Raw genomic sequence first — 12,359 nt, forward strand, 5'->3', positions numbered from 1 at the left:
TGGGTCTCAGTGCCGCGCCGCCGTCAGCAAGGATTCAATGACACCCTCTATGCACAGTTCTCAATTAGCTATCAGCCAACAAATCGCCCGTGAATTAGCGGTTAATCCTCAGCAAGTGCAGGCCGCTGTGGCGCTACTCGACGATGGCGCCACGGTGCCATTTATTGCCCGTTACCGCAAAGAAGCGACGGGTGGTTTAGATGATACGCAATTGCGCAATTTAGCTAGTCGCTTAACCTATTTACGCGAACTCCATGACCGCCGCCAAGTCATTTTGGCCAGCATCAATGAGCAAGGCAAACTCACCCCCGAGCTGCAACAGGCTATTCAAACCTGTGAGTCGAAAACTGAATTAGAAGATTTATATTTGCCGTTCAAACCCAAGCGTCGCACTAAGGGGCAAATTGCCATTGAGGCGGGCTTAGAGCCGCTGGCCTTGAGCTTGCTTGAAGACCCAACTCAGCAGCCGGAACAACTGGCCGAAGCTTATCTGAATGCCGATGCTGGTTTCGCTGATAGCCGCAGCGTTCTGGAAGGTGCGCGGTTTATTCTGATGGAACGCTTTGCTGAAGATGCGGCATTGCTGAAAAAGGTCCGTGATTACTTATGGAACAACGCTGAAATTGTCAGTGTAGTCAGCCCAGGTAAAGAAACCGAAGGGGCTAAATTCCGTGATTATTTTGCCTTTAATGAAGCGATTAAGAAGATTCCATCGCATCGTGCCTTAGCCTTATTTCGTGGCCGCAACGAGGGCATGCTACAACTCAAACTCAATGCTGACCCGCAGCAAGATGACCCCAAAGCTCGCAGTTACGGCGAACAACTGATTGCTAGCCACGTTGGTATTAGTGACCTCGGTCGCGCTGCTGACGCCTGGCTCCAGCAAACCGTGCAGTGGACCTGGAAAGTCAAAATTCTGCTGCACATGGAAACCGAGTTGTTCGGCACCGTGCGTGAACGCGCTGAAGCCGACGCCATTCAAGTATTCGCCAATAACCTCAAAGATTTATTGATGGCGGCACCAGCGGGTAACAAAGTCACTATGGGCCTAGACCCAGGCGTGCGCACTGGGGTAAAAGTTGCGGTCGTCGATAGCACCGGTAAGGTGCTGGCCACCAACACCGTGTTCCCGTTTCAGCCGCAAAACCAAATGGATAAGTCGATGCGCACCTTGGCGACCCTGTGTAAGCAATACAAGGTTGAACTGATTAGCATTGGTAACGGCACCCACTCCCGTGAAACCGACAAAATGGTGGCTGACATGCTCAAGGCCAACAGCGACATTCGCGCCGCTAAGATTATTGTCAATGAAGCCGGCGCTTCGGTGTATTCAGCTTCTGAGCTAGCTGCACAGGAGTTTCCTGATCTTGATGTGTCGTTACGGGGCGCGGTTTCTATTGCCCGGCGCTTACAAGACCCGCTGGCTGAGCTGGTGAAAATTGAGCCTAAATCAATTGGCGTTGGCCAATACCAGCATGACGTCAGTCAAGCACAGCTGGCAACCAGCCTTGATGCAGTGGTGGAAGATTGCGTAAACGCCGTCGGGGTTGATTTAAATACCGCCTCGGTGGCGTTACTGGCGCGAGTGGCGGGCTTGACTAAAACCATGGCGCAGAACATCGTTGCGCAGCGCGATCAACAAGGGCGTTTTGAGCGCCGTGAGCAATTGCTCAAAGTCGCCCGCTTAGGTCCTAAAGCTTTTGAGCAAGCCGCCGGCTTCTTACGCATTATGCATGGTAGTGAACCGCTCGATAGCTCAGCGGTTCACCCTGAGGCCTACCCACTGGTGCAGCGCATTGCCAGCCAATTAGGTAAGCCCGTGGCAGCCTTGATTGGCGATAGCAGCGCCCTGAAGCAGGTCGATGCCAAGAGCTTTGTTGACGACACCTTTGGTTTACCGACTATCCAAGATATTCTGCGCGAGCTGGATAAACCCGGCCGTGACCCGCGCCCTGAATTTAAAACTGCCACCTTCAAAGACGGCGTGGATAATATCAACGACCTCAAGGCCGGCATGACGCTAGAGGGTGTGGTGACTAACGTCGCCGCTTTTGGTGCGTTTATTGATATTGGTGTGCATCAGGATGGTTTGGTGCATGTGTCCGCTTTAGCTGACAAATTTGTCAGCGACCCACGCGAAATCGTCAAGACCGGCGACATCGTTAAAGTAAAAGTACTGGAAGTAGATGTACCGCGTAAGCGCATTAGCTTGACCATGCGCTTACACGATGAGGTGACTGCAGCGGCGCCAGGCAAACCAGCCACGGCAAAAAACACCACCCCAGCTACGCCACGCGCAACCGGCAAAGCAGCCCAGCCAGTTGCCGGTTCAGCCATGGGGTCGGCCTTCGCCGACGCCTTTGCTAAGCTAAAGAAATAGTCATGAAGTAACGCTTTTGCGCGCTCACTGCACGACGTAAATAGGTCACCTGTTGCTGCAATTCGGCAACAGTTGGCCAGTGCATTTGGTCTTTTAAGGCTTGTGCACGCGCATCAAATAGTTTCTTGCGGAGTTGATAATACTCTCGCAACCGCTCCACCAAGGCATCATATTCGGCTTGAATACGCGCCATACTGTCGGCACAGCGACTACCAATGGTGCTCTGCGCCTTTTTCAACGCCATTTCAAGCCGCGCTCGCTCAATTTGGTATGGATTCGTACGTTTCAAATTACGCGTTAGACCAATCCACGAGCAGGCTCGAATCAACCACTTGGTCGGGTCAAAGTGCCACCAGCGAATACCATTACGGTAATCGGCCGAGAAGATGTGATGGTAGTTGTGATAGCCCTCGCCGAAGGTGAGCAGCGCCAACACGCCGTTATCGCGCGCTGAATTGCGATCGGTATAGGTTTGCTTACCCCAAATATGCGCCAACGAGTTGATAAAGAAGGTGGTGTGGTGATTGATCACCAGCCGCGCAAAGCCGACTAGCAAAACGCCACCCAGCATGTCACCGAGCAACCAACCAATCAGCATCGGCCAGCCAATGGCGGTCAGCAGCGTCAGCGTTAGATAGTTGCGATGTTGCCACATAACGATTGGGTCTTGCTGCAAGTCTTTGACATTATTGTAATCGTGGTAACGATTGGCTTGATACTCACGCAGCATCCAACCAATGTGTGAATACCAGAAACCACGGCTAGCCGAATATGGGTCATGCTCATCGTGGTCAACATGCTTGTGATGCTCGCGGTGATCAGACGACCAATGCAGCGCACTATTTTGCACCGCTAAGGCGCCACCTAAGGCAAATAAGATCCGCAGTGACCAATGCGCGTCATAGGTTTTGTGCGCCCATAACCGATGATAGCCAGCGGTGATGGAAATACCGGCAAACACAATAGTACCGAGCATAGCCAACCACAAGCCGGTGGATAGACCATGGCTGAAGGCATACCAAGGCACACCAATCACAGCAACGCCAAAAGTAATAATGAACAATAGGCTATTCAGCCAAATAACAGGGGGTTTTTCAGTAGATTTCATACAACTCAAACATTTTAGCTAACACGTGTACGCTCAATGTACTCGGGATTGCCTTTTCCTGCAAGTAACTTTACCCCAATCTCACGACTGTTGGTCGTGATTGCACTTGTGCCAGAGCACCGCCATAATGATTGCCCAACTAAGGATGTGGTATGACCGGTATTCGCGCTCAACAAAAAGAAAAGACGCGCCGCTTATTGATTGAAGCGGCCATGAATCAGCTCTCGGCTGAGCATGGCTATGCCAGTTTAAGCTTACGCGAAGTAGCTCGCGAAGCCGGTATTGCGCCGACCAGTTTTTATCGCCACTTTCAAAACATGGAAGAGCTCGGCTTATCGTTGGTGGATGAGGGCGGCTTGGCGCTGCGCCAGTTACTGCGGCAGTCACGCTTACAAATTGCCCGTGGTGGTTCGATTATTCGCTCGTCGGTGACCACTTTTATGGCCTTTGTGGCCAATCAAACACCGATTTTTCGCTTACTATTACAAGAGAAATCCGGTAATTCCCGCGCCTTTCGTTTGGCAGTGCAACGCGAAGTGGACCATTTTACCGCTGAGCTAGTGGATTATTTAGTGGCCGAGCAGCACTACCCGCGCGAACTCGCCGAGCTACAGGCCGATGCTATCGTACGAATTGTTTTTGGCGCTGGGGCTGATGCCATTGACGCTGACGCGACCGAGCGCCAGCGACTGACCGAACTCACCATTGCCCAAGTGCGTATGGTCGCTCGTGGCGCCGATGCTATCCGGCAATTGGGAAGGCCCACAAAATAATTGGAATAGCCACCGCTACCATCAATATTGACAATGGTAAGCCGAGCTTCCAATAATCACCAAACCCATAACCGCCCGGGCCCATCACCAAAATGTTGGACTGATGGCCAATGGGCGTTAAAAACGGTAAGGCAGCGCCCATACCTACAGCCATCAAGAACGGGTCTATAGAAACCGCCAAGCTGGCCGCCATACTCACCGCAATAGGTGCCATCAGCACTGCCGCAGCAGCGTTGTTAATCACGTTCGAGAGCAACATAGTCACCACCATGAGTACCGTAATGGCGACCGCGATTGGGGCATCTTCACTGACTGCCAAGGCTAGCCCGGCTAGGGTGTCAGCGGCACCAGTGCTCTCCAGCGCCCCACCCAATGGAATGGTCGCACCTAACAGCACCACAATCGGCCAGTCTATGTTCTCGTACAACTCGCGCAGGGCAATCACGTTGGTCAACACCATCATGCCGGCGGCAATGGTAAAGGCCACCGGAGCGCTCAGAATATTCATCGCGGTGAGGGTGATGGCACCGGCGAAAATTAATAACGGCCGCCAGATGTTTTTCGGGGTGCCGATACGAATACTCCGCTGCGCCAGCGGAAAGCAACCAAAACGCCGGAAAATATCATCCAAAACATCAGCGTTGCCTTGCAGCAGCAATACATCGCCGGGCTTAAAGCGTACGTTGGATAAGTTGGGTGTTAACGTTTGCCCTTCGCGGGCAACCGCTAAAACGTTGACGCCAAAGCGATGACGCAAGCGGAGATCTGCGGCTGACCGGCCAATAAGCCGGGAATCATGACCGACGATACCTTCAATCACTTTAATCTCATCGCTGGTGAGAAAGCGTTCTTCAAATTCTTCTTCGGCATTGAGCTCTAAGTTGGTGGCATCGAGTACTTGTTGCAAGGTATCGGCATCGGCCTCAACAATCAGGACATCTTCGACCCGCAGACGCTGGTGACGGGGCGGCGCGGTAATTTGTTTACCATTACGTTTAAGCGCCACAATAACGAAGTTTTCTTTACTTTTACTTTCTAGCTCATAAAGTGTCTCGCCCACTAGTGGGTTGCCTTCAGGAATATACAGCTCGGTTAAATAGGCACTGACATCGTAAGGGGTATTGGCGGAACTGCGGGTGTTGTTCGCTGGCACCAGCCAACGGCTGGCGATCCACATAAAGATCAGACCTGCCGCCGCCAGCGCTAAACCGACCGGGGTAAAATCAAACATGCCAAAAGCGGTGCCCGTCACCTGCTCACGGACATCGGCCAAAATAATATTCGGCGGCGTACCAATCAAGGTTAGGGTACCACCAATTAGTGAACCAAATGCCATTGGCATCAATACCTGTGAAGCATTGCCATTACCGCTGCGCGCCAGCTGCAATGCCACTGGGATCATAATCGCCATAGCTCCGGTATTGTTCATAAAGGCAGATAACAAGGTGGTTAACAGGGTCAGCGCCACCAATTGCAAAAAAGGGCGTTTCTCAACCCGCTTCATCATGCCAGCTAAGGCATCTACCACGCCGGAGCGCCACAGCGCATGGCTGATCACCAAAACCGCAGCGACGGTAATCACCGCCGCATTGCCAAAACCAGTAAACACCTGATCACTGGGCACTAAGCCCAACACTGCGGCTAACAATAGCGCCATCATGGCGACTAAGTCATAGCGCCATTTGTCCCACACAAACAAAACTAAGGCGCCAATGAGCACTGCGCCAATCAAAATTTGATCAAGCATTCGCCATTCCATGTATAAAAATTGTATCTGCTCAACAGATTGGCTGGATTTCTTAGGAAGTCAATAAATTTACTGCTAATATTGCCGCGACTCTTATTTATCAACAAGGAGAAAACCATGGGGCAATCGATGTTTTCGAAGCTCGGGATCAGTGCGGTGTTGGTGCTGATCAGCATGCCATTACTGGCACGTGAACTCACCTTACCTGAAACCGTTACCTTAAAAACCATCAATAGCGCTGCGGTATCTGCCGATGGTCAACTGACTGCGTTTACCCGCGTCACGCCGCGCACTCCGTATGTTGACGATGACGGTAGCGCATTCATTGAGCTATTTACGGTTCGTGGCGAAGCCGCGCCAATCGCTTATATCAGCAATAAGACCCCGGTCAGTGCGATACAATTTCATGGCGATAGCATTTATTTCTTAAGTAAGCGCGGTGACGACAAATACACCAGCTTGTATAAGATCGCTACCAGCGGCGGTGAAGCACAACGGGTGTTCGCCCACACCAACAATATCGTCAGCTACGCATTGAGCAGCGATGGCCGTTATCTTGCCTTCCGTGCCCGCTCGAAAGCCGATGATCAACAAGCTAAGCTAGCCAAAAAGGGCTTTAAAGCAGAAATTTACGAAGAACAACATGAGTTTACCCATGCTTGGTTAGTTGATTTTGAACAAACTGAAGCAACCGCAACGGCGGTCACCAGTGACCGGCAAGTGCTGTCCGTGGCGTTTCGCCCAGGTCAATCGCAGCTATTAATGCGCACCGCGCCAACGCCATTAGTCGATGACAACTACATGAGCAGCCAATATCAGCTGTTCAGTTTTACCGGCGAAGTAGTCAGCAGTTTTGCTTCTGTGGGTAAATTAGGCCAAGCAGAATTTTCCCCTGATGGTCGCTATTTAGCGGTGATTGGTGCAGCCGATTACAACGACCCAGCCGATGGTCGCCTATTCGTTTACGATACCCAACAAGATAACCAAGTACGTGAGGTGTTACCGGACTATCTGGGTCATGTACAAGACATCGCTTGGCGTCGTAACGATGAGTTGATTTGGTTAGGTCATCGTGGCACTGAAAGCGAAGTACAAGCGCTGACCATGCAGTGGCTTGAGAGCCGCAGCTTGCTCGAACCAGGCCGCGCTATTGTGGTGGATATCGAGACGGCGCCAGGTACCAGCGAAGTCATCGCCCGTGCCCACACTGCCGAGCATCCGACTGAGTTGTTCCGGATTGAAAACCAAGATTTGATTCGGCTGACTGACTCGAATCCGCTGCTTGCTGAAGTGACCATGCCCAAGCAAGTCAGCATCAGCTATGAAGCGCGCGATGGTCTGCAGCTTGACGGTATTTTGGTCTACCCCACCAACTATCAAGAAGGCCAAACCTACCCGCTGATTATGGTGGTGCACGGTGGCCCCGAAGCACACTACAGTAATGGCTGGTTAGACCGCTACAGTAGCCCAGTGAAGTACGCCGCTAATAACGGTTTTGCGCTGTTCTTCCCGAACTATCGTGGGAGCACTGGTCGTGGCGTAGAATTTTCCAAATTGGGCCAAAACGACTATGCCGGTAAAGAATTCGACGATTTAGTCGATGGCAAAAATCATCTCATTGAACTGGGTATTGTTGATGCCAAGAAGGTCGGTATTACCGGTGGCTCATACGGCGGTTTTGCCTCCGCGTGGGGCGCTACTGCGCACACTGAGCATTATGCGGCCAGTGTGATGTTCGTGGGTATTAGCGATAACATCTCCAAATTCGGTACCACCGATATCGCCAAAGAGATGCACGCCGTGCACGCCCGTAGCTATCCGTGGGAAAAATGGCAGTGGTATTTAGAGCGCAGCCCTATTTACTATGCCGAACAAGCACGTACACCGATTTTGATCATGCATGGTAAAGAAGATACCCGCGTGCATCCGAGTCAATCCATGGAGTTGTATCGCTACTTAAAAACTCATGGCAAGGTGCCCGTGCGCTTGGTATTGTATCCAGGTGAAGGACACGGTAATGCACGGCCAGCTGCTCAGCTCGATTATTCCATGCGCTTAATGCGTTGGATGCAGCACTTTTTGGTCGATGGCGGTACCGCTGCTCCAGCCCATGAACTTCCACATGCTGAGCAATTAAAGTAGATGAAACCATGGCTCCATGGCTGGTGGCATAGCCGCCATCATTATGACCGCGAGGACCCGCAATTTCGGCGGGTCCAGCTAATCGAGACGATACTTGCCCTGCTGCAAGTTTATTTCTTCGCTATCGGCGTCATGAATATCACGGTGTTTGATCTACCCGCCATGGCCGTGGTTGATTTTATCGGCTGTGCTATTGCCACAGTGATTATGGTGTACTTTCGCTACCGCAATAACGTTGAGCTTGTTGCTTGGCTGATTGTGGTGCTTATTGGCGCCATTCTGGTGATTTTTATACAGAGTGCTGAAGGTCGAAACTATGCCCTCTATTGGTTGACCATCTTCCCGCCCGTCGCCTTCTTCTTATTGGGTCGCAAGGTTGGGTTTTATCTCTCTGTGGTGTTTTTTGTCTATTGCTTTAGCTTTATTGCCATTGAGTCGCCGTATTGGCGACCAGCAATATTTAAAGCCGAGTCGCTATCTAACATGCTGCTCGCCACCACTATTCTGATTCTACTGTTTCGCCACTTTGAGTTGACGCGCGCTGAGGCCTTCGAGGCATTGGAGCGAAAAAACACTCAATTGCAGCACTTGTCCACCACCGACTCATTAACTGGTTTAATCAATCGCAGTAAGCTCGATCAAATTCTTGGTGAGCAACTTGCGCAAGCACAATTAAAATCAACGCCATTGTGCGTGATGTTGATGGATATTGATTTTTTCAAGCAAATCAACGATAGCTATGGGCACTTAACGGGTGACCAAATGCTCATTCAAGCAGCTCAATTGTTGCAACGTCATACCCATGAGAACTGTGCGATAGGCCGCTGGGGTGGTGAAGAGTTTATGTCGATTTGCCCACACACCGATGCAGTCAGTGCTGGGGACTTAGCCGAATCGCTGCGCGCCGCTATGGCCGCCCACGTCTTTGCTAACGAGCTGACGCTCACGGTCAGTATTGGTATTGGCCGTTTTCGCCACGGCGATAGCGTCACCGCACTGGTGCGGCGCGCCGATGAAGCGCTGTATCAAGCTAAAGAAGACGGTCGTAACTGCGTCCGCATGTTATAACAAAGCCCGCCATACACTGCTGTATGGCGGGCTTTGTTGAATGCTTTCAGCTTGTAGAGCCGTTTAAATCTGCGGGCCGGCTGCTACTAACGCCGCGCCATTAGCGGTATCGGTAAACTTAACAAAGTTCTCTACAAAACGCTTCGACAAGTCGTACGCTTTTGCTTCCCAATCCTGCGCTGCCTCATAGGTGTTGCGTGGATCAAGAATGTGACTATCCACACCAGGCAACTGCGTTGGTACCGCCAAATTAAAGTACGGCAACTGCACAAATTCAGCATTTTCAATGCTGCCATCTAAAATGGCATCAATGATAGCGCGTGTGGCTTTTAGCGAAATACGCTTACCGGTACCGTTCCAACCAGTGTTCACCAAATAAGCTTCCGCGCCTGAAGCTTCCATGCGCTTACGCAGCACTTCGGCGTATTGAGTTGGGTGAAGACTTAAAAATGCCGCACCAAAACAGCTTGAGAAAGTTGGCGTTGGTTCCGTGATACCACGCTCAGTACCGGCTAACTTGGCGGTAAAACCCGACAAGAAATAATACTCGGTTTGCGCTTTGGTTAACTTAGACACTGGCGGTAGCACACCAAAAGCGTCAGCCGTTAAGAAGATCACTTTCTTAGCATGCCCAGCCTTCGAAACCGGCTTGACGATGTTGTCAATGTGGTGAATTGGGTAAGACACCCGGGTATTTTCGGTTTTTGAGCCGTCGTTAAAGTCGATGCTACCGTCAGCCAATACTGTGACGTTCTCTAACAAGGCATCGCGGCGAATGGCGCGATAGATATCCGGCTCTTGTTCTTCTGACAGGTTAATAGTTTTGGCATAGCAACCGCCTTCAAAGTTGAACACCCCATCATCATCCCAACCGTGCTCGTCATCGCCAATTAAGCGACGTTTTGGATCGGTTGATAACGTGGTTTTACCGGTACCTGATAAGCCAAAGAATACCGCCACATCGCCCGCTTCACCGACGTTGGCTGAGCAATGCATCGAAGCAATACCTTGCAACGGCAGGTAGTAGTTCATGATCGAGAACATGCCCTTCTTCATTTCGCCGCCGTACCAGGTGCCGCCAATTAATTGGATGCGCTCAGTCAGGTTGAAGGCAATGAAGTTTTCCGAGTTTAAGCCGTGCTCTTGCCATTTGGCGTTGGTGCACTTGGCACCATTCATCACCACAAAGTCTGGCTTGAAGGTTTTCAGCTCTTCGTCGCTTGGGCGAATAAACATGTTTTTGACGAAATGAGCCTGCCATGCAACTTCCATGATGAAGCGCACTGACAAGCGAGTATCGGCATTGGCGCCGCAAAAAGTATCGACAACAAACAAACGTTTGCCTGAAAGTTGCTGTGTCACGGTCGATTTCAGATCAGCCCATACCTCTGGGCTAATGGCTTTATTATCGTTTTTGCCTTGATCAGACCACCAAAAGGTATCTTTGGTGGTGTCATCACGGACAATGTATTTATCTTTTGGTGAACGACCGGTGAAGATTCCAGTATCGACTGATACAGCGCCTAATTGGGTTACTTTGCCTTGCTCGTAACCTTGCAAGTCACTCCGCGTTTCTTCTGCGAACAGCATCTCATATGACGGGTTATGCACAATTTCGGTAACGTCGGTGATGCCGTACTGGCGTAAATCCAGATCAGTCATTAGCGGACTCCTGCGGGTCTGATCATTTGAAAAAAGAAATTCATCACGGGTATTACGTGTTTGGTGCGCGATTCTACTCTGAAAAGCGCAAAAAAAATAGTCTAAGCGTGGTTAAAACGGCTAGAATGACCGCTTTTAGCGGGGGGCTGTATGCGCGATAGTTTTCACACTAGGCTTGGTTTTGTCTTAGCTGCAGCCGGTTCTGCCGTGGGTTTGGGCAACATTTGGGGCTTCCCAACGCAAGTTGCCAATCACGGTGGCGCTGCATTTATTCTGGTGTATTTAGCAGTGGTCGTACTGCTCGCTATTCCGGCGCTTTATACCGAACTCAGTTTAGGCCAGCAGGCACAAGCAAACCCCGTCACCGCGTTGGAGCAACTGAGCCAGACCAAGCACCCTATAGGCCCATTGGCAGGCCGTGGCATGGGCTATCTCAATGTGCTTGGTGCCGTGCTGATGCTGAGTTTTTATCATTTGGTGGCCGCATGGATGGTCGCCCAAGGGCTCGCCGCGCTTGCCACTGGGCTTGCATTACCGGGCGCTGCAAACTGGTTAGCCAACGATAGTACCGGTCGTGATTTGCTGCTATTGGGGCTGTTTATTAGCCTCACATTTAGCGTGGTTGCTCGAGGGATCTCAAACGGTATCGAAGCTTGGTCAAAGCGCTTGATGCCGCTGCTGGTAGTGCTGTTACTCGGGTTGATTGTGTTTATTGCCTTACAGCCGGGTTCTGCAGAGGGTTTTCGCGCTTATTTAGTGCCTGATTTTAGTACCTTGAGCGATCCGAATATACTCGTCGCCGCCATGGGGCAGGCATTCTTCTCACTATCCATTGGTTTAGGCGGCATGTTGATTTATGGCAGCTACCTCGCCCCTAGCACCCGCTTAGGCCGCCTCACCGTTAGCGTTGCTGCACTGGATACGGTCATTGCCCTGCTGGCCGGGCTGTTGATCATTCCAGCGCTTTATGTAGCCATGGCCCAAGGTATGACTGTTACCGCTAATGGTGAATTAATTGGCGAAGGGCAATTAATTTTCCAGGTACTCCCTGAGTTATTCAGTCGTTTAGGTAACGCTGGTCCGTGGGTTGGTTTTGCCTTTTTCAGTCTATTATCGGTGGCAGCACTGACCTCCACCATTGCTGTGGCGGAAATTCCGTTGGCCTATTGTATTGAACGGCACCACCTTGCTCGGCCCCGCGCAGCAGGGTTGCTCGCCTTATTAATCATGGCCTTAGCTACCGTGTTGGTGTACTTTTTTGATCCTCTGTTTGGCTGGGTGGTGAGCTACGTTACACAGTTTCAATTGCCGCTCAGTGGGCTCTTCTATTTTCTGGTCATTGGCTGGCTGTGGACCCGCAGCAACCGCGTTCGTGAGCTTGCCAGTAAGCAGCTGCGTTATCGCTTGCTGTTCTGGCATTTGCGCTTGGTGTGTCCGCTATTACTCAGCTGGGTGTTTATTGACGTAGCGTTCTAAACC

8 protein-coding genes are annotated in these 12,359 nt (G+C 51.2%); 5 read left to right on the forward strand and 3 right to left on the reverse strand.

Annotated elements, in window-relative coordinates:
• The first annotated feature begins 49 nt into the window (after nucleotides 1–49).
• Entirely contained in the window at nucleotides 50–2,380 is a 2,331-nt protein-coding gene (locus tag EFO84_RS06015; protein ID WP_127347152.1) for a Tex family protein, read from the forward strand.
• Here the strand turns inward: EFO84_RS06015 and EFO84_RS06020 are convergent.
• A complete protein-coding gene (locus tag EFO84_RS06020) occupies nucleotides 2,364–3,488 on the reverse strand; it encodes an acyl-CoA desaturase (RefSeq protein ID WP_127347153.1) in 1,125 nt (374 codons plus the stop codon). The genes EFO84_RS06015 and EFO84_RS06020 overlap by 17 nt on opposite strands.
• Nucleotides 3,489–3,640: 152 nt before the next feature.
• Between EFO84_RS06020 and fabR the strand changes: the two genes are divergently transcribed.
• The gene (gene fabR, locus EFO84_RS06025; protein ID WP_127347154.1) at nucleotides 3,641–4,261 is read left to right on the forward strand and encodes an HTH-type transcriptional repressor FabR; all 621 of its coding nucleotides are present in this window, start codon (nucleotides 3,641–3,643) and stop codon (nucleotides 4,259–4,261) included.
• On the opposite strand, the gene EFO84_RS06030 is transcribed toward fabR, so the two are convergent.
• The gene (locus EFO84_RS06030) at nucleotides 4,230–6,008 is read right to left on the reverse strand and encodes an SLC13 family permease (RefSeq protein WP_127347155.1); all 1,779 of its coding nucleotides are present in this window, start codon (nucleotides 6,006–6,008) and stop codon (nucleotides 4,230–4,232) included. The two genes, fabR and EFO84_RS06030, sit on opposite strands and share 32 nt — an antisense overlap.
• A gap of 117 nt (nucleotides 6,009–6,125) precedes the next feature.
• Here EFO84_RS06030 and EFO84_RS06035 point away from each other — a divergent pair, with 117 nt between their 5' ends.
• Nucleotides 6,126–8,150, forward strand: coding sequence for a S9 family peptidase (locus EFO84_RS06035; RefSeq protein WP_240642652.1), 2,025 nt, complete (start codon nucleotides 6,126–6,128; stop codon nucleotides 8,148–8,150).
• Complete coding sequence (locus EFO84_RS06040) at nucleotides 8,151–9,218, forward strand: GGDEF domain-containing protein (protein ID WP_127347156.1); 1,068 nt, start codon at nucleotides 8,151–8,153, stop codon at nucleotides 9,216–9,218.
• A 63-nt stretch (nucleotides 9,219–9,281) separates the two neighbouring features.
• Here EFO84_RS06040 and pckA read toward each other — a convergent pair whose 3' ends face one another.
• A complete protein-coding gene (pckA, locus tag EFO84_RS06045; RefSeq protein WP_127347157.1) occupies nucleotides 9,282–10,880 on the reverse strand; it encodes a phosphoenolpyruvate carboxykinase (ATP) in 1,599 nt (532 codons plus the stop codon).
• 150 nt (nucleotides 10,881–11,030) lie between these two features.
• Between pckA and EFO84_RS06050 the strand changes: the two genes are divergently transcribed.
• Complete coding sequence (locus EFO84_RS06050; protein ID WP_127347158.1) at nucleotides 11,031–12,356, forward strand: sodium-dependent transporter; 1,326 nt, start codon at nucleotides 11,031–11,033, stop codon at nucleotides 12,354–12,356.
• Nucleotides 12,357–12,359: the final 3 nt, after the last annotated feature.

The organism is Pseudidiomarina mangrovi (assembly GCF_003999375.1).
Lineage (GTDB): Bacteria > Pseudomonadota > Gammaproteobacteria > Enterobacterales > Alteromonadaceae > Pseudidiomarina > Pseudidiomarina mangrovi.